Raw genomic sequence first — 18,510 nt, 5'->3', positions numbered from 1 at the left:
AACTCCGCCGAGTAGCCCTGTCGTCCCATCTGTTCCTCCTGATGTCAGACACCAGAATCCACAAATTCCAACTCCGTAGAACCCGGGACACACCAGTCCCCACCAAACCCAGGGCGGTTCAGCTTTCTCCGACGGCACCCCCACCGTCACCACCACCTACAACCCTGACGGGCAACCCATCACCCGGTCGATGGGGCCGGGACCACCAGCTACGGGTACGACCAGCTGGGCCGTTTGATCACCCGTGCGAACACCGCCGGCGGAGGAACCATCACCTACGGCTACGACCGGGCCTCGAACCTGACATCCGTTTCTGATACCCGCGGCACCACGACGTACACCTTCGATACCTCCGGGGCCCCGACGTCGATGACCTATGGCCCCACCGGGGCGCAGAAGACAGTCAACTTCGCCACCGATGACCGGGGACGGCGCACCGACACCTGGCTCGATTCCGACCCCTCCAACACCACGTGGGCGGCGCACACCCGCAACAGCTACGACACCACCGGCAGGATCACCCGGGTCCTGGCCGAACAGCAAAACGAATTCGGAACGTTCCCCGTCGTTGATCTGTCCTACTGCTATAACGCCGGCACCACCGGCACCTGCGCAACCACCACGGCCTCGGACCGCACGAAGATCCAGCGAGTCACCGACAATATCTCCGGTGCCGTCACCGCCTACACCTACGACCAAGCCGGACGGCTCACCAACGCGGTCATCACCGGTGGTGAGGCACCCGCGACCTACACCTACACCTACGACTCCCGCGGAAACCGGCTCACCGCATCAGGAGGCACCCAACCGAACCAAAGCTTCACCGCCAACCCGGCGAATCAGATCAGCACCGCCGGGTACACGTACGATGGCACCGGGAACCTCACCGCATCGCCTGAAGGCACCCAAACCTACAACGGGGCCGGCCAGATGAAGACCGCCACCCGGGAGGGCACCGCCTACACCTACACCTACGCCGGGACCACCCAGAACGAGCTCCTCGCCCAAACCACCCCGGACGGCAACTACTCCTACAACTACGGACGCACCGACGCCCAAGGATTGCCCGTGATCGAGCAACTCAAACGCGGCAACGGCACCGCCTACATCGAACACGACCCCGTCACCGGAGAACCCCTCGTCCTACGCACAGCAGCAGGACGCGACGCCCTCTACATCTACGACGGCACCGGCAACCCCGCGGCCCTGATCACCTCAGAGCCCTACGTCGCGTTCGCCTACACCTACGACCCCTACGGCGTCCCCACCCTCACCGGAGCCTCCGGCGGCGCCGCCGTCCTGCAAAACCCCTACCTCTTCAAAGCCGGCACCCAGGACCGCACCACCGGCTGGGTCAAATACGGGGCCCGCTGGTACAACCCCACCACCGGACGCTGGACCCAACAAGACACCCTCGACACGCCCCTGGACCCAGCCAACGCCAACCGCTACGCCTTCGCCGCCAATGACCCCATCAACAACTCAGATCCACTAGGGCTATACACATTTGGTGAAGGTGCCTCGGATTGTGCAACGGGTGCCGCTTCGAGCGTTGCAATCAGCCTTGGGCTAGGAACAATCGGTGGGCCCGGCGCGCTAGTAGGCGGGTTGGTAGGAGGTTGTACCGTCAGTATTATCTCTGGTATCGCCGCAGATTTTCTCACCGACAATCAGCAGGACGAGGATAGAGTCAGTAACGGACTCGACTACATAGGTTTCCTTGGTGACGCGGCGAGAGTCGCCGGCAGGCTTCTTTAGGAAGGCACAATAATGCGAAATAAGAGAAATCGAATAGTTACTTATCGGGATCGGTCAAGAGTGCAAAGCGTCCTAACAGGCATTGTCTTAGCTGCCTGCTTGATCTTCGGAATCTACATGATAGTTGCAGAATCCAACTGGATCGTTTTAATCCTGGCGATTCTTGGCATAGGCGGACTGTTTCTGTTCATTCGGAGCAATGAAAAAGCTTTTAAAGAAGAACCATAAAGTTGAATTTACCGAGTAACTAGTAGGGGGTTTAGGTGCTGCAGCAGCTAAACCCCCTACTGCTTCGACGTTTTATCCCTTGGCGTGCGACGACAGTAGTAGCGCCCGGTGTCTACGGTGATGGACAGGGCTTGGTGGCGGTGTCGTTGGCGCGGACCTTCAGCGCGGTCTCCACAGTGGTCTTCTTACTGCCGGTCTTCTTGGCAATCTGTGCGGCCGAGATACCCATAAGGGATAGCTGGTGGAACGCTTCGGTCCGATCCCGGTCTGTGAGGGACAGGCGCTGATCGTTCTCGACCATCTGCTGCACGAGCCTGTCGGCTTCTCCGAGCGACTCGACAACGCACACGGGCATCGTCTGCAGAACTCCTTCGACGGCGGCGAGGGTGCGGCGCTGTCCGTAGAGGACATGCACTCCCTGCTCGGTGCGGTGGGCGACGACGGGCTGCAAGACGCCGTGCTGCTTGATGGAGGCCAGGAACTCGGCATCGAGGTGAACCTCTGCGCGGACATTGGCATCGATGGTGAGCTGGGCCGGGTTCAGGTGTTCCAGAACGGTCATGATTGTTTCTCCTTGGGTCACGAGGTGGGGAGAGAGCCTGCGGTGAGCCAGCTGGTACTTGGCCCTTCCCCCGACGCTTTTATGTCTGTCAAGCGGCTGGAAACGGGTGCGGACGCGGTCGCGGCCCAGTGGAGAGGCGGCTTTGGTGACCGGCCAGCTTCCCCTCTCCCCCGTGGTTTTGGCTGCTGGCGAAGCTTGCGGAGCTGTGGCTGACGGAGGTCTGTCTACCCGCAGGGCAAGGGGCGGGAGATTCCCGGAGGAAATCAGCGACGAAGGAGCGCCGCAGGGACATTTTCTGCCCCGCAGGCCACGACGAAGGAGGGGCTAGACAGGTCGGAGCGGACACGTACAATCCGTCAGGACAGCAGCAAAAACAGAAAAAGGGCTCCTACAGCCCGAGCGAAGCGAGGCCCGCGCAGTAGACCTGGGCGCTTGCTGGGCGAGGCCAAAACCCAGAGTCTTCAGGCAGCACGTCGTTCCGGGCTACGTCGTGGTGCTCTCGCGTGCAGCACGGGCTTGCTGGTGGCGTAGAGCGCTGCACGCCTCCAACCTGTGAATCGCGACGCTAAATGGTGTTCTTTTCGCAGCGCTTAGTGCACTCATGGCCGGCGGCACCGCATCGGCCTTCAGATGGCTTGCCTTTGAAGCTCCCGGTACACAGTCGTCCGTGACACCCCGAACAGTTCGGCTAGTTCGGTCTGCGTGTGCTCGTCGGCATCATGCAGTGTCAGGAGGTGCTTCCGCTGCACCTTGGACAATTTTGGTTGCTTACCTTTCAGCCGCCCCTTGGCCATTGCGACCGCCATGCCCTCGCGGGTGCGCGCCCGGATCAGATCCGCCTCGAACTCGGCCACCATTACCAGGATGGTAAACAGCAGCCGGCCTACCGGGTCGGTCGGGTCGTGACTGCTGCCGCCGAAACTAAGCACAACCCCTTTGGCCGTGAGTTCATCGACAATGTCCCTGGCATCAGAAAGGGAGAGGGCAAGCCTGTCGAGCTTGGTCACCACGAGGGTGTCGCCAGCTCGGCATGCCGCCATCGCTTCACGGAGTCCAGGGCGCAGACGGTTAGCTCCTATAAGTCCGTGGTCAACAAAGATCTACTTCTCTTCAACGCCCAGGGCAAGGAGGGCGTTTCGTTGAGCGGTCAGATTCTGATCGTTCGTTGAGACGCGGGCATAGCCGATCTTCATTCCAGCCATGAGGAGCGGTACGTACTCTGTCGGGAGCCATTCCCTGATTATTTGCGACTCGCCGCTGCTAACCAGGTGTTAATCCGCCCGGGACAATTGCAGACGGCTAGAGACGGCGTTCCAGACTCAGGAACGGACCCGGGGTGTCAGTGGCTGTCTGCGGTCATCGCGTCGTAGACGGCGCCGGTGACGGCGGCGTACACAGCCTTGTGCAGTAGGTCCGAGGTGAGCTCGTCAGCTTCCCAGCGCCAGGGCACATCGGCGATGCCGAGGGCGCGGTAGAGCGCAGCGTCTCCGCCCCAGAACAGAGCGAAATGCGCTGCGCTGGCTGGGAGCCCTTGAAGGCCGGCTTCGTGGATGGCACCTCGAAGTGCACCCATGATGATGCCGTGCGCCCAGTGGACGGGGGTGTTGAGCCGCTCGATGTCGGTGGTGGATTTTGGATCCTGCCCCGGCAGAAGGTGCGCTCCCACCTGCCCGGGGACCGTGCTCCCCTGTCGTCCGGTGACCGCCATCTCGAGTCGTTCTGACACTGTCATAGCGGTGGTACCGACGAAGCCGGCGACCATGCCCTTGGTGAGACTCCCGAGCAGATTGTTGCTTATCATGAGAATTCCTCTCTTGTTGACTTACACGCCCTGGCCGAGATTTCCGTTCGAGACGGTAGCTTCCGCCCAAGCCTACGCCGAGCACCTCTGGAACGAGAACGGCCCACTGTCGGCTACTCAGGCTCTAATGAGGCAGAGGTCTTGCCCTGCACCCGACGACCTGTTCGCCTGCTTGTTTCGATCGGAACGACAGCGCCGCTGATGAACTCACCGCCCTGCATCCCAGCCCAGAGAACCTGCAACAGATCCGGTCTCACGAAGATCGAATAGCCCGCCATACCAACACCCATTCGCTAAGTGTTGCAATCACCGAAAGAACCCAAGGTTCGACTTACGGTACTTGCGGGCGTTCGGTGAGGGACCCTTTAAAGGACACCACCTAAACCATCTGCCCCGGCAACGTGGGATCGGTCCAGTTCCGCGGTGGCGTAAAGGGAGTTGAGTTGGCGGTAGAGGATACGGGCAATGTAGCGCTTGAGGGATCTGCGGATTTCGCGGTAGCTACGTCCTTCTCGGGTGCGTTTGGCGACGTAGTCCCGGGTTCCAGGGTCATGGACCATCCGAGTCATCGTGATGGTGTGCAAGGCTCGGTTGAGGCGCCTATCACCGCCCCGGTTGAGCCTGTGCCGGACAGTGTTACCGCTTGAGGCCGGCAAGGGATTCACCCCTGCCAGTGAGGCGAAGGCAGCCTCACTGCGAACCCTTCCTGGATGCGACCAAGCTGTCAGGACGGTGGCGACCGTAACAGCCCCGGCGCCCACCATCTCCAACAGCGGCGCCGCGGGGCTTTGCTGAATTAGTTCTGTCATGCGCCTCTGGTTCGCTGTCAGTTGAGTGGTCACTTCGAGAACGCGGCGCGCCAACCGAACTGCTTCCTCGCGCGCGATCGATAGTTCGATCTGCTCCTGTCGTTCCCGCCATCTGGTGATCGTGGCAATCTGGGCGGGAACCAATGGTTTGCGAGCGTCGATTCCCAGATCATGTGTCCGGAGCAAGGCGATGAGCGCATTTACATTCACTGTTCGTTCCCGGGTCAACTGATCCCGGGCTGCGCTCAAGATCCTGAGTCCGGCACGGGTTCCTTCATCCCTGCGCGGGGCGCGGAGCTGGGACTCCTCTAAGCCGATGACAGCGGTTCCGATGGCGGCGGCGTCCAGCGGATCGGACTTGCCGATCCCCCGGCGCCCTCGGGCGTTCATCCGTGGAGCTTCAGCGACGTCATAGCCGGCCTCGGCTACTACCCGGGCCAGACGTGCCCCATAAGAGCCGACACCCTCAACGGCCCATAGACAGGCCATATCACCATCTGTCCGTCGGCCTACCCAGGCAAGTGCTCGGGAAATCCCTGCCGAGGTGGTCGGGAACTCCTCGCACGCGACCCGTCGCTTAGTACGGGCCTCGATGATGGCGTACGTGTGTGTGCGGGCGTGGCAGTCCACGCCGATTACGAACGGGCGGATCTGCGCAACAATAGTCAACGCGGCCACCCTCCTTCCTTTCGAACGGGCAAGACTGGTCGCATCGCGACCGGCACTGACCTGGGAAGAGGCACTTCGAGGCAATACTGTGATGAGCCACAACCCCAGGGGCTGGGCAAGCTTCTAATCAAGCCACCGACGTGGGACAGGTCAACGCCGGCCGCTCCACCCAGCACGGACAAGTCGGGGGAAATGCACCCTGGCGGGGCAATTGTTTTTTCGAGTCACGCGCCAGACAGAACGACCGGCATCAACACTGCCAGCTAGTCCCAGACCAGCCACTGAAAGACTCACAGTTGTTTTTTGCCTGCTAGCGAGCTCGCTCGCTCGTCCCCGACTCAAGCAGTGCTCAACGCCGTAGGTGCGAGGGTGCGGCCAGCCTGCGAGGAAATAAGCGACGCAGGAGCGCCGGACAGGATGGGCGTGCCCGATGCCGGCGAAGCCGGTTGACGCTGTGGAGCGGGGCGCACAATCCGAAGGACAGCAGACAAAAACAGCAGGACTGGATGCGACGAAGGAGCAGCCTGGCCTATTCAGGCCGGAACGAAGCGCAGGACCGTTTCCCTTGATGGAACGAAGCGGGAACCAGCACACGCCTGAAGACTGAGCATGGCGCCCAGTACACGCTCCGGAACTACTCGGCATCTCGTGGGCCACGAGGCGCTGCTTAGCACTACCCGCATGGGGTGATACTGACCGCCGCACAATCGTGACCGACACGGGCGCTGACCTGCCCCATTCGTCACATGAGCCCCACCAGAATGAGTGCATCATCGGGGATTGAGTTGGGGAGCAGCATGCAGTGGATTCAGAACAACAAGAGGTTTCTGCCGTCGGGATTCGCGCTCATTGCGGTGGTCGTGTTTTGGATCGTCGGAGCCGCCGGCGGGATAGGTTTCCTGCATGACGCGGAATCGGCGATGGCCATGCTGGCCGGGCTGTATCTGATGCTCGCGGTGGTGGCTGCGTCGATCATCGTGACGGTGCTGGCGTTGATGGACCTAGCCCACGTCACTTCTGCCCGGAAGCAGCGGACCGTCGCCTAACAGCGGTTACTGCGGAGATGGAAACGCCCTGCGGGTAGCCTTCGATCTTCCACTTTTGTTGCGGGGACAGGATTTGAACCTGTGACCTCTGGGTTATGAGCCCAGCGAGCTACCGAACTGCTCCACCCCGCGGCGCATGGGCGACCTTACGGGCCGCAGGATCAATACGCTAACCATGGGCATCCTGGGACTTGGAGAATTTGGTTAATTTCCGCGAAACCGGTCGACTTTGACGCCAACGAGGGTGTTCCCGCACGGCGCACTACTAGGGCTTCGCGGAGACCTGACCGTTCCAGGCTGACGCCTGTCAACCCGTGGTCGACGTAGATCCGGTCCTCGGCGCCTGAAGCACGACTAGTCCGTTGTGTTGGGCAGTGACGTCCTGCTCGTTGGTCGAGGTGTGCGGACCGGATGATGAGACCGGTCATACGCCGGCTGAAGCGTTTGTGTCACCTGACCGGGCTTTTTCTCGGGCGGGGTATACGCGAATCGGGGTCACTAGGTTTCATATGGGATTTTGATGGCATCGAGACCCGAAAATAGTGGAGCGGTGGAGGATCGGCATATGGGACGCGGTGGGTCTTCGGCAATCAACGCAAACGCCGCTTCTTTTACATAGTTCGCAGATACGCCTCATGAAACACAGCGTGTCGGATCAGATGGGCGGCAACGATCGTGTCTTATAAATGGTCGTTTAAAAACATGCTGAGGTCGTGTCGAGTCGAGTACTACAAAGGGTGCCTATCGGACTGACGCGACGTCAGTCCGTCCTACTCGCGCGCACCGATCAGTTCGCACAGATCGCGCACACCGCGTCGTGCGAGCGTTGGCCAGATGGTGCGGTCCATGGCCTCCTCGAGTTCTGTATCGTGCGGCACCCCAATGGCGCAGGCCCCGGAGGCGACGGCGGCGGTGAGACCAATCGGCGAGTCTTCGATTGCGACGCAATGGGTGATATCGACGCCCAGACGTGAGGCCGCGAGCAGATACGGCTCCGGGTGCGGTTTGCCGCACGCCACGTCATCGCCCGTAATGACGGTTGCTAGAGTCACCTCATCGGCCAGGGCGTCGACGACCACCTGCGCGAGGGTGTTCGGCGAGGTCGTGACTATCGCCTGGCGAATACCGGCGCGACAAAGTTCGCGCATTATCTCGAGTGCACCCGGACGCCAAACAAGGCCGCGGTGCATCTCGGCGAGGACATCCTCTTGAAGAGCCGACTGAACCGCGACCTCGTCCAGCTCAACGCCCGCATCCTGCAAAGCCCGCACCGTCTGCTCCATGGTGCTACCGACTAGCGCAAGGGCATCGGCGTGCGTCCACTTGCAGCCAAAACGCTTCGCGAGGACGCCCTGCGCCCTGATCCACGCCGGCTCAGAATCGATCAAAGTGCCGTCCATGTCCCACAGCACAGCCTCGAGTCCGGTCACAGCGCAACGCCGCTTGCTATCGTTCGTGGCTCGACGCCCAGTAGCCCCGCAGCGATGCGTGCACCGATCATGGCGGTTGGGATATTGATATTGCCTCGGCTGATGGAGGGCATGATTGACGCGTCAGCAACATAGAGTCCGCTCACCCCGTGAACAGCTCCCGTGCTGTCAACGACTGAGGTGGGGTCGGAGGCGGGGCCCATCTTGCAGGTGCCTGCCGGGTGGCAGTAGTTCACGATGTCATCCAGTGGTGGGTGCTCGCCTCGTACGCGTTCGCCGAGGATTCCGGCGAGTTCTGGGGTGGCTACCATCCGATCGATGAGGTCGAGTGCTTCGCCTAGGACGGTTCGGTCGTATCCTCCAGGATCCGTGCCGTAACGGTGGTCGATGACTGGGTTGACGACGTCCAGATCCTCGTTGAGTGTCACGGTGCCCTCGGACCGTGCCCGCATGGCGCCTCCGTAGATAGTGACGGGTGGGAGGCCGGGGTGACCGGTGTTGGCGCCTGCGACCATAAAGACGTGGATGTCGTAGGGGCCCCCATCGCAGAGACTGGATTTCGCTCGTCCTACGGTTTGCTCGTCGAAGTTGACGGGGTGAGCTGCGATTTCTTCCACGAGACCCGGACGTCCCTTGAAGTCCACCTGCACGCAGGAATGGTCGAGCAAGTGTTTACCTACACCGGGCAAATCGGCCTTCACCGCAATACCAAGGGATGAGAGCTCTGATGCCGGGCCTACGCCTGATTTCAGTAGCAGGGCAGGCGAGTGATACGCCCCGGCGGCGATGATTACTCGGCCTGCACCGATGTACTGCTCACCCTCCACGGTTTGAACGGTAACTCCGCGGGCGGTTCCGTCGACGATGTCGATGCTGTTGACCTGGACGTTTCCCCGGATGGTGAGGTTGCCGCGGTCACGCACGGGGTCGAGGAAAGCGAATGCGCTGTTCCATCGGACGCCGTCGATGATGTTGACAGGCATCGGGCCGATGCCTTCTGCGGCTTCGATCTGATCGAGGTCATCAGCGAAGGGGTATCCGAGGGCGATGCCAGCATCAACGAAAGCCCGCTGGGGAGGGGTGAGGTCGTCCATGGTGTACCGGCGGACACGGAACCGGTCGCGCCCCCACTCGAGCAGTGGTAGTACTTCGCCTGCCGTCCACCCCTGGTTGCCCTCTGCTGCCCATTCGTCGTATTCGAAGCGGGCACCGATGGAGGCGGTGCAGCCGTTGTGAGAGGAACAACCCCCGAGGATTCGCGCGCGGGGCAGGTCGAGGTTGCCTGCGCCGTAGGTGCGGGTCGTCTTCAGGTCGTAGTCGTGGGACAGAGGTATGGCCCGGGCATCTAGCATGTCGGCGGGCCAGTTGCCTGCCGCGCCGTCACCATAGTCGGGTCCGGCTTCCAGTAGCAGGATGCTTTCGTTGCTGTGCGCGGTGAGGGCGCCGACGAAGGCCGAGCCGCCGGTGCCGCCGCCGATGACGAGAGTGTCGGTGTAGGAGGGGAGTTTGGTGTCCATGACTGGTTCCTATGATGCGGATCGATGATTGGTAAATATAGAGGTGCGGGAGCGGGCAGGTACCCGGCCGGCCGGTTGATACGGTTCTAGTTGATCTCTGGTAGTTCTCCAGCTCGTTCCATCCACGCGCGTTTCCCGGGCCTTGTGTTGCGTCCGAAGAGAACAGCAGCGCCTAGTGCCATGTAGGTCAGTGCGAGGAACGGGGCGAGGATGACAGGGAATGCTGGCAGTGGCACGAGGCTGTTGTAAGCGATCGTGAGAAGAGCAGCTGTTGAGATGATGGGCGCGACGACGTAGGCGAGTACGTTGAATTCTTCGGGGTGCTTGCGGCGGAAGAACAGGAAAGCGGCGAGGTTCATCATGATGAAGATCGGGATGTAGACGAAGGTTCCGGTCGTTCCGAGCATATTGAATAGGTTGTAGGGACCAAGAGGAAGACCGACAGCCAGGCAAATGGTCAGCGCAACGATGGACTGCACGTATACGGCGGTGATCGGAGTTTTGAGTCGTGAATGGGTTCGCGCGAACACGTCGGGAAGAGCTCCGGTGCGGGCAATGCCGTAGATGGTGCGCGTAGCGCTGGTCGTGCACGCGATGCAAACACCCAGTCCCGAGTTGACGAGGGCGATCAGCACCAGCACCGACGCTCCATTCCATAGGCGGTCGGCCAGGACGAACGCGGGGGCTGTGGGCGATGAGGCCAGCCCGGCAACGTCATCCGTTCCCCAGCCAATCTGCAGGCCCCAAGCGGTGAAAACGTAGAACAGACCGATCAAAAGCAACGAACCGAAGATTGCTTTCGGGATGATGCGTTTGGGGTCACGCGACTCTTCTCCGACGGCCGCTGCGCTCTCGAACCCGGTGAAGGCGAAGATGGACAGGACGATGGCAAGGAAGAATCCGGATCCGTTCTCAATGTTGGCGGGGTTGAACCCGTTGAAGTTGACGCCGCCGGGGCCCGGATTGAAGAGCCCGGTAATCGCCAGGCCGAGGCCTACTGCTACTTCGAAGATGGTCATGACGACCAGGAAACGGATCGAGATGTTGATGCCGCGATACGCACAGGCGAAGCAGATCGCAAGGATGATCGTGGAGTAGATCCACCAGGGGATGCCGATGCCGTACTTGCCGCCGAGTTCATCGGCCAGGACGGCTCCGGTGAAGGCAGCCAAAGCTGCCGGCACGATCGTCACCATGAGCGCGTATAGCCACCCGGTGATGAATCCCGCACGCGGTCCGATTCCAGCCGACACGTAGGTGTAGAAACCTCCAGCAGAAGGCAGATGGCGGGCAAGGCCCAGCATCGGCACGGCGATGACCAGGCATACGAGGAATGCCGACAAGTATGTCAGCGGAGCCGAGATGCCCGCCTGCCCCGTTGTGAAGGCAATGGTGTAGAAGATGCCCAAGGTGGGAGAGATTTGGGCGATCGACTGCATAAGAGTGCCGATAAGGCCGATTGAACCGTGTCGAAGGCCAGAAGACACTTCGGTGGTGGTGCTCGCTGCAGAGGCTGACTGGTTGGTCAACATGCTGTTCTCCTTTGAACGGGTGTGAGTAAGTCGGCCCATTCAGGTGCTGGGCTCGACGTCGGGCTGAAACGGCTGAAGGGTTAGTGCTGTGTTGCAGTGCTGTTGGGCTTGAGGAACGCAGCACCGATGGCGCCGCCAAAATCGTCCAGTGTTGTGCTGGCAAGAGTGCGATAGTGAATCCAGGGACCTAGTGCGGCCAAGGACTGGGTGAGAGATCGGCTGAAGAGACCGAAGTGCTCCGATGCGCTGCCGCCAAGTACGACGTGCTCGGGTCGGTGGACTGCCAGAAGGGTCCCCAAACCTTCGGCTACGGCAACGCCATATTCATCGAATACCTCCTGAGCGACTGTGTCGTTGGCTTCGGCTCGACGAGCCAACTCAGCGATAAGACCATGCTGGCTTGGGTCTTTCCGAAGAATTCGTGCTGCGGTTCGCTGCAGTGCCTGCCGGGATGCTGCCTGTTCCCAACAGGTTTCACGACCGCAATAGCAAGACGTGTCCGGTGTGCGAACGCTGATATGGCCCATCTCAGGGTGGAATCCGTCCCCACCACGGACTGGGCTCCCGTTGACGAGCAGGCAGGCGCCGATCCCCGTGCCCAACGTGATGTGCAGCAGGCTTGAGGCGTTGACTGCTGCTCCGATGCGCTGTTCGGCGATCGCTGCACATACAGCGTCATTGTCGATGTGTACTGCAACGCCGAAAGCGTTGCCGAGGTCACTGACGATCGGCGCTCCGGTGAAGCTTCCGAGGGTGTCGGGATTTTGGATGATGCCGGATGCGTCTACAGGGCCGCTGGCTCCAATACCAATGCTCGTTATTGAGCGAGTTCCGGTCAGGCTCCGAATGTGGCCGGCAAGGAAGCTGGCGGGCGTTTCTTCCACGAACACCGCCGGGGTCTGCACCGCTCGACGATCAAGTACGGTCAGAGAACCCTCGTCGAAGATCACAAACCGGGTACCCGTTCCTCCAATGTCGATTCCAACACGCACGGAAGTTCCCAAGGCGGTCTCAGATGCGGGCAGCGTCCTCATCTAGACGGTGGTAGTGATCTTGGAGCCGTACAGAAAAGCTCCAGGGACGACGTTGTTGGCCCGTGCAAGGTCGACTGCGAAAAGTTCCGCTGCGACTGAACCGGCAGCAAGCCGGCCCAGCCCATTCGCTGGATTCATTTGAACCGTTTGGGCTCCAGGGACGTCGGTGTCCCCGATGACAACAACCCTTGATCCTGCAGTGATCAGGTCCTGGGCGAGGACGTGAAGACTGCGGTCTGGGTCATCTGCATGCATGCCGAACAGCACAACGGTGAGGCCATCGCCAGCGAGTTCGAACGGGCCATGGCGGAACTGTCCGCCTACGAAACCTTCTGCAGGAACTTTGGAGGATTCTTTGGTGATCAATGCCGAGAACTTCGCCGTTGCGGCCTCGTCTTTCCTGCCGACGTAAGCGAGCCTGCGGGAGGGGTGCTGCGCTGTAGCGACTGCCGCGGCGGTGAGATCAACGGTGCTCAGAGTTTCCGCGATGACATCAGCTGTGAGGTAGAGGTCGTCAACCACGTAGTCAGGTGCGGTGCGAGAAAAATGTCCGATGAGGATCCGGTGCACCGCCAGGGAGTTGAGGTAGCTCTTCGTGCTGACGGTCGCCTCTGCGCCGCTGTGAAGAGGCAGGAACACATCAGCGCTGCGGGCGAGTGCGCTGCCCTGGTCGTCACTGATGCCTATGACCAAAGCCGGCGTGATTTGACCTTCGTCCCGCCGGTTCAGAAGTTCGACGACTTCGCCGCTTGCACCCGACTGTGAGGTGATAATCAGGAGCGTGTCCGGGGTGACCAGCCCAAGGTTATCCAAAAGCTGACCAGTATCAATGTTCCACACCTGGTGACCGAGGGCAGTGAGTGCTCGCCAAGTGGGGATCCCGGCGAACAGAGAAGAACCCATCCCTGTAAGGACAATGCGATCCCAAGTGGAGCCCGCCAGTTCTCCTAGATTCGGGAAGTTTGCAGCAGCTAGCCTTCGCAAGGCAGCGGGTTGCTCGGCCATGTCCAGCTCGAACGGAGTGTGGTCCTGCATGTCGGGTCCTTACAAGTGAGAAAGATGAGGGTGGTCAGAGTCGTCAGCAGTAGCACTCGAACGCCTGACTCGCACATTTATTGTGTGCGAATGAGCATAGAATAAGTTCGAGCAAGCTGTCAATGGCATGCTTGTCGGATGCAGGCGGCTAAAGGAGAGGTGGGCACAGTGAGCGCGAAGGAGCGCAGACACCAAGGAATACTCGAGGCGATGCGGGGCGCTGGCTCGGCCACGGTCAGCGAGCTTGGTCAACGTCTAGGCGTCGCGGAAATGACCATCAGACGAGACCTGGAGCTACTGGAAGCCGACGGAGTGCTCAAACGCTTCCACGGCGGAGCCCGACTCGTCTTCGGCAGCAGCTACGAGCCGCCGTTTCTACTGCGGGAGAAAACCAACACGGAACAAAAGCACGCGATCGGCCGTCATATCGCCACCATGATCAACGACGGTGACACAATAATCCTCGACGGAGGATCCACTGGTCTAGCAGTCGCTGAGGCGCTCGAGGACCACCAACTGACGGTCTGCGCGCTTTCTCTGCGTGTCGCATGGACGCTCACCAAGTTTCCCAGCATCAATCTGTTGATGCCACCCGGCTCGGTACGGCAAGGGGAGTTGAGCCTAACGGGCACAGATACGGTAGATTACCTTCGCGAACTCCACTTTGACACCTACATCATGACGGCAAGCGCCGTGACCGTAGCTGAGGGCTTTATGGAGTGGAACCAGGCAGACGCCGCGGTAAAGAAAGCAGCCTCTGCTGCGGCAAGTACAACCATCGCGGGCATCGACTCAAGTAAATTTGACCGGACGGCCTTCGTCAAAATCTGTCCAATAACAACCCCGTCCGCCATCGTTACAGACTCTGGGGTACCAGCGTCTTTCCAAACCCAGGCGGAAGGCCTCATCAAGGATCTTGTCCTTACAGACTGACAGGTGCACAGGGCGAGGGCCTTGTCGCTGAGCCAGAAGTATCCATGATGTAACGAGGGGTACCCAGTTTCCTTTGACCTCGGCCGCGAGCCGAAGGGTCGGGGTCCTGGCTTCTCCGGACGAAAGCACGAAACCCGACATCCGTAGGCGACTCGAACTGCGGTAAGAAGTACGAAGACTGGCACATTCCCGACCCCGCGACCATGACCCTTGACGGCATCCGGAAGGCCCCAAAAAGTCTCCTCGCCGCCACTGCTTCCACAGCCGGTCCTGCTGCTCAGCTGTAAATTCAAAGTCACGCGCCATCTCGATCACCCGTCCATCTGATCACAGGCGGTGCGTTGACCGGTTGAGACCGCCGACGTTTGAGCGGCACAAGTACTGGAACGCTAGGGGCCGGGCGAAGCAGTAGGCCAGCCCTTCTCCTTGAATATGTACTTTTGTACTTATCGTTATGTACACTTGTCCTTATGAGTGATTACTTCGCCGATGATTCCCGGTCGAACCATGAGCGCATGCTCGCCGGTGACCTTTACATTGCCGATGATCCCGAGATCGCGGCCCAGCAGCAGCGCGCAGTAGCACTGACGAACGAGTACAACGCCGCCTACAGTCAGGACATGGTCGCAGCTCGGCCGATCCTCGCGTCGCTGTTGCGCGAGCTTGGTGCGGGCGCCCACATCCGTCCTCCCCTGTTCGTTGACTACGGCTCTTTCATCTCGGTGGGTGCAGGAACGTTCATCAACTACAACCTCACCGCTCTTGACGTCGCACCGATCGTGATCGGTCGGGACTGCCAGATCGGACCGAACGTGCAATTGCTGACACCCACCCACCCCGTGGAGCCGCAGCCTCGCCGGGACAAGCTCGAAGCGGCTCAGCCCATCATCATCGGAGACAATGTGTGGCTTGGTGGTGGGGCGATTGTGCTCCCCGGCGTCACGATCGGGGAGAACAGCGTGATCGGTGCTGGCGCCGTGGTCACGAAGGACGTTCCGACGAATGTTGTCGCGGTGGGCAATCCTGCCCGCGTCGTCCGGAAGATTTAGCGGTGGCTGGCCGGCGGCATGATCCGGACAGGCGCAGCAGGATCATCGACAGCGCTCTGGCCGTCATCGCCGAGAACGGGGTCGCTGGCACCACGCACCGCAAGGTCGCCCGTCATGCCGATGTTCCTTTGGGGTCGATGACCTACCACTTCGCGGACCTCGACGAGTTACTCAGGGAAGCCCTGACCCGGTACGCGGGCAGGATCTCGGAGCGATACACCGAACGTATTACGGCCGCCTCCTCCCTGGAGGATCTCGTTGCAGCGATCGTTGATCTCGTTCACCACGACCTGGGCAAGGCGCCGGATGACCTTGTCCTTATTCTCGAGCTGTACACGCTGGCCGCACGCGTACCGGCCTTCCGCCAAATCACCCACGATTGGATGCAGCAAAGCCGCCAGGCGCTGGAACGCTTCGTCGACACGGACACCGCCTACGACGTCGACGCACTGATCGAAGGCCTCTTCATTCACACCAGCCTCGATCAACCCACACGGTCCCGGGCCAGCACCGAACGCGCGGTGCGCCGCTTCCTGAGCTAGCAGTAACGACTCCACCACTTGATCGGCGCTCATGCCATAACCGGCTCCAGACCCCCCGGCTGACAAACCCTCCCTTCCTAAATCGTCCAAGGACTCCCATGACATCACCAACCACCCGCGAACGTGCCGCGGCACCCCGGCAAACCCGGAACGCCCGCATCGCCGTCGCCACCCTTTTCTTCACCAACGGCGCCCTATTTGCGAACCTCCTACCCCGCTACCCGGAGATCAAAGCCGACCTCGACCTCGCCAACGCTGAATACGGCCTTGCGGTGGCATCATTCCCCTTGGGCGCACTCCTCGCAGGACTAGCCGCGGCAACCCTTATACGCCGTTTCCGTTCATCTCGCGTGGCCGTGGCCGGAACAGCCCTGACCGGCGTCGGCGTCGCCCTGGCCGGGCTGTCAAACTCCTGGCTGGCCCTGGCAGGGGCACTTTTGCTCGCCGGTGCGATGGACGCCGTGACCGACGTCGCCCAGAACTCCCACGGCCTGCGCGTACAACAGCTCTACAAGCGCTCCATCCTCAATTCCTTCCACGCCGTCTGGTCGATCGGGGCCGTCACAGGCGGGCTGATGGGCGGCGCCGCAGTCGCACTGGACATTCCCCGTGCCCTGCATCTAGGCGCCACCGGGTTTCTGTGGGCTGTTGTTGCCGTCGTCGCGTACCGCTTCCTCCTCACAGGCCCCGAACCAACCGAACCGATCAAGCCTGCGCCCGTCGGTGGTGAGCAGCGCGCCAGCGTTCGACGGACCGCTCCGCTGGTCGCCCTTGGCGCCCTGGTAGTCATCGCTGTCGGCGGGACGCTCGTCGAAGACGCCGGCAGCACCTGGGCCGCCGTGTACCTCTCCGGTACTCTCGATGCCACGGTCAGCGCCGCAGCATTAGGATTCGTCGCCCTGGTCGGCGCCCAATTCATCGGACGCCTCCTTGGCGATGGACTCGTTGACCGGTTCGGTCAGCGCGCCATCGCACGCTCCGGAGGGGCCATCGTGTTCCTCGGAATGGGCCTGGCACTGCTCTTCCCCACCATCGCCGGCACCATCATCGGTTTCGGTTTGGCAGGTTTCGGAGTCGCCACCCTCGTTCCAGCCGCCATGCACGCAGCAGATGAACTGCCCGGACTACGCCCCGGCACCGGCCTGGCCGTCGTGAGCTGGCTCATGCGCATAGGCTTCCTCGCCTCACCACCAATCGTCGGCCTCATCGCCGACCACATCAACCTCCGAACAGGACTGCTCGTCGTCCCCTTCGCCGGGCTCCTGGTCATCGTCCTATCCGGAGTCCTCTCCACCAAACGCGCCAACGAGAACCACACACCCGCATGAACCACACGGAGGCACACCCTGTCACGCTCCTGCTGATTACCCAGAGGGGGTTCAGGCAGGGATGAGCTCCGCGCTGATCTTCTTTTCGAGGTGTGTTGTCCTAGCGGCTTCCAAAATGTATTGCCTCTTGTCCCGAGGTTTCGCGGCCTTCGTCGGCGATGCGACGCTCTTCGTCGAGGTCAATTGTTCGTCCCAGAATGAGGTAGGCGATGGCGGAGGCCGCGAGGCCGACAAAGAGTGCGAGGTCCGCTCCCCCGAGCGCCTGGGCGATCGGTCCCACATACCAGGCAGTGACGGCGAAGGGCGCCATGGCGATGATTCCGACCGCATAGGCGGTCATGCCTCGCCATCCCCAGTTGCCGTAGATGCTGTTGGGTTTGAAGATCTCACTGATGGCGTAACGCCCGCGGCGGACAAGGTAGTAGTCAACGAGGTTGACCGAGGTCCATGGCACCAGAACATACAGGAGGATGACAAGGAAGCTGCCGAAGTTGGCGAGGAATTCGCCGGTGCTTAGAAGGGAGCCGATGAATGCGGCACCCGCGATGATAGTGCAGCTGATGATTCGGACGGTGCGGGTGGGTTTGATGGGTTTGATTGAATCCGCCGCGGTGATGAGTTCCATGGCCGCCGCGTAGATGTTGACGGTGATGACGCTCACCAGGCCTGGGAGGGCAGCGATGAGCAGCCAGTATCCGGCTCCGGGCACGATCTGGTCAGCGGCGTCCCGGACACCTTCCAGTGGGGCGGTTCCTTGAAACGCTGCGGCGATAAAGGCGCCAAGAGCCATGAGCCATACGGCGCCCACGAACACACCACCGTAGGTATAGGCCAGCGCTTTTCCGGGTTTCGTTTCCGGCGGCAGGTACCGGGAGTAGTCCGATACGTAAGGCGCCCACCCCAGCGCGTATGCTGCTGAGGCGCCGAACTGAACGAGGAAAGGTGCCCAGGCGAACCCGGCGAGGGAGAATTGCTCGCTATTGAGGGGTACGACGAGTACGGCGGCGACCGTAAAGAGGCCGAAGGTGAGCAGGAAGAGCAACGTCAGCCACTTCTGGGTCTTGTGAATCCAGTGATACCCGAATACTGCAAGTACCAGGGCCAGAGCGCTGATCATGAAGTACCAAAGCGGGTTCACCGCTACCCTACGTGTCAGGCTGGAACGGTACCAGGGGCTCGTAGCAAGTCCGTTTGATCGCGTGGGGCGAGAATCAGGAATCCAGTAATCATGTCCAGT

15 protein-coding genes, 1 tRNA gene and 2 pseudogenes are annotated in these 18,510 nt (G+C 61.1%); 6 read left to right on the top strand and 12 right to left on the bottom strand.

The annotated features are described in order from the left end of the window. The first annotated feature begins 234 nt into the window (after positions 1 to 234). Positions 235 to 1,758 carry an RHS repeat-associated core domain-containing protein gene (locus IWX75_RS16655; RefSeq protein ID WP_196823378.1) on the top strand — a complete coding sequence of 508 codons (1,524 nt, stop codon included), beginning with the start codon at positions 235 to 237 and terminating at the stop codon, positions 1,756 to 1,758. Positions 1,759 to 2,098: 340 nt separating this feature from the next. On the opposite strand, the gene IWX75_RS16650 is transcribed toward IWX75_RS16655, so the two are convergent. From IWX75_RS16650 to IWX75_RS16635, 5 genes and pseudogenes are all read right to left on the bottom strand, one after another. Continuing rightward, positions 2,099 to 2,548 (bottom strand): ParB/RepB/Spo0J family partition protein, encoded by a 450-nt coding sequence (locus IWX75_RS16650; RefSeq protein WP_196823377.1) that lies wholly within the window; start codon positions 2,546 to 2,548, stop codon positions 2,099 to 2,101. 626 nt (positions 2,549 to 3,174) lie between these two features. Continuing rightward, positions 3,175 to 3,750, bottom strand: a pseudogene (locus IWX75_RS16645) (recombinase family protein). A 137-nt stretch (positions 3,751 to 3,887) separates the two neighbouring features. Continuing rightward, entirely contained in the window at positions 3,888 to 4,349 is a 462-nt protein-coding gene (locus IWX75_RS16640; protein ID WP_196823376.1) for a hypothetical protein, read from the bottom strand. Positions 4,350 to 4,498: 149 nt separating this feature from the next. After that, a pseudogene (locus IWX75_RS17910) lies at positions 4,499 to 4,639 on the bottom strand (IS30 family transposase); the annotation flags it as partial. A gap of 75 nt (positions 4,640 to 4,714) precedes the next feature. Then, positions 4,715 to 5,827: an IS110 family transposase gene (locus tag IWX75_RS16635; protein ID WP_442858996.1), complete on the bottom strand. Its 1,113-nt coding sequence runs from the start codon at positions 5,825 to 5,827 to the stop codon at positions 4,715 to 4,717. A 797-nt stretch (positions 5,828 to 6,624) separates the two neighbouring features. Here IWX75_RS16635 and IWX75_RS16630 point away from each other — a divergent pair. Then, positions 6,625 to 6,873, top strand: coding sequence for a hypothetical protein (locus IWX75_RS16630; protein WP_196823374.1), 249 nt, complete (start codon positions 6,625 to 6,627; stop codon positions 6,871 to 6,873). A 58-nt stretch (positions 6,874 to 6,931) separates the two neighbouring features. Here the strand turns inward: IWX75_RS16630 and IWX75_RS16625 are convergent. The 6 genes from IWX75_RS16625 to IWX75_RS16600 all read right to left on the bottom strand — a co-directional run bounded on the left by IWX75_RS16625 (position 6,932) and on the right by IWX75_RS16600 (position 13,391). Beyond that, positions 6,932 to 7,005: transfer RNA gene (locus tag IWX75_RS16625), tRNA-Met, on the bottom strand. Between the two features lie 638 nt (positions 7,006 to 7,643). Continuing rightward, positions 7,644 to 8,303: an HAD family hydrolase gene (locus IWX75_RS16620; RefSeq protein ID WP_196823373.1), complete on the bottom strand. Its 660-nt coding sequence runs from the start codon at positions 8,301 to 8,303 to the stop codon at positions 7,644 to 7,646. Further along, positions 8,300 to 9,820, bottom strand: a complete 1,521-nt coding sequence (locus tag IWX75_RS16615) for a GMC family oxidoreductase (protein WP_196823372.1) — start codon at positions 9,818 to 9,820, stop codon at positions 8,300 to 8,302. Before IWX75_RS16615 ends, IWX75_RS16620 begins: the two co-directional genes overlap by 4 nt. A gap of 86 nt (positions 9,821 to 9,906) precedes the next feature. Beyond that, positions 9,907 to 11,352 carry an APC family permease gene (locus IWX75_RS16610; protein ID WP_196823371.1) on the bottom strand — a complete coding sequence of 482 codons (1,446 nt, stop codon included), beginning with the start codon at positions 11,350 to 11,352 and terminating at the stop codon, positions 9,907 to 9,909. Positions 11,353 to 11,432: 80 nt separating this feature from the next. Further along, a complete protein-coding gene (locus IWX75_RS16605; protein WP_334684428.1) occupies positions 11,433 to 12,386 on the bottom strand; it encodes an ROK family protein in 954 nt (317 codons plus the stop codon). Next, on the bottom strand, positions 12,387 to 13,391 hold the full coding sequence (locus tag IWX75_RS16600; protein WP_334684429.1) for an SIS domain-containing protein: 1,005 nt from the start codon (positions 13,389 to 13,391) through the stop codon (positions 12,387 to 12,389). A 198-nt stretch (positions 13,392 to 13,589) separates the two neighbouring features. On the opposite strand from IWX75_RS16600, the gene IWX75_RS16595 reads away from it, so the two are divergent. From IWX75_RS16595 to IWX75_RS16580, 4 genes are all read left to right on the top strand, one after another. Beyond that, a complete protein-coding gene (locus tag IWX75_RS16595) occupies positions 13,590 to 14,354 on the top strand; it encodes a DeoR/GlpR family DNA-binding transcription regulator (protein ID WP_196823368.1) in 765 nt (254 codons plus the stop codon). Between the two features lie 470 nt (positions 14,355 to 14,824). After that, positions 14,825 to 15,403 (top strand): sugar O-acetyltransferase, encoded by a 579-nt coding sequence (locus IWX75_RS16590; RefSeq protein ID WP_196823367.1) that lies wholly within the window; start codon positions 14,825 to 14,827, stop codon positions 15,401 to 15,403. A gap of 2 nt (positions 15,404 to 15,405) precedes the next feature. Continuing rightward, on the top strand, positions 15,406 to 15,945 hold the full coding sequence (locus tag IWX75_RS16585) for a TetR/AcrR family transcriptional regulator (RefSeq protein ID WP_196823366.1): 540 nt from the start codon (positions 15,406 to 15,408) through the stop codon (positions 15,943 to 15,945). Positions 15,946 to 16,043: 98 nt separating this feature from the next. Then, complete coding sequence (locus IWX75_RS16580; protein WP_196823365.1) at positions 16,044 to 17,273, top strand: MFS transporter; 1,230 nt, start codon at positions 16,044 to 16,046, stop codon at positions 17,271 to 17,273. A 100-nt stretch (positions 17,274 to 17,373) separates the two neighbouring features. Here IWX75_RS16580 and IWX75_RS16575 read toward each other — a convergent pair whose 3' ends face one another. After that, positions 17,374 to 18,411 (bottom strand): purine-cytosine permease family protein, encoded by a 1,038-nt coding sequence (locus tag IWX75_RS16575; protein ID WP_196823364.1) that lies wholly within the window; start codon positions 18,409 to 18,411, stop codon positions 17,374 to 17,376. Positions 18,412 to 18,510: the final 99 nt, after the last annotated feature.

Origin of the sequence: Arthrobacter sp. CAN_A6 (assembly GCF_015751715.1) — a bacterium.
In the GTDB taxonomy this organism is placed as follows: Bacteria; Actinomycetota; Actinomycetes; order Actinomycetales; family Micrococcaceae; genus Arthrobacter_D.
This window is presented reverse-complemented; position numbering and strand designations above follow the sequence as displayed.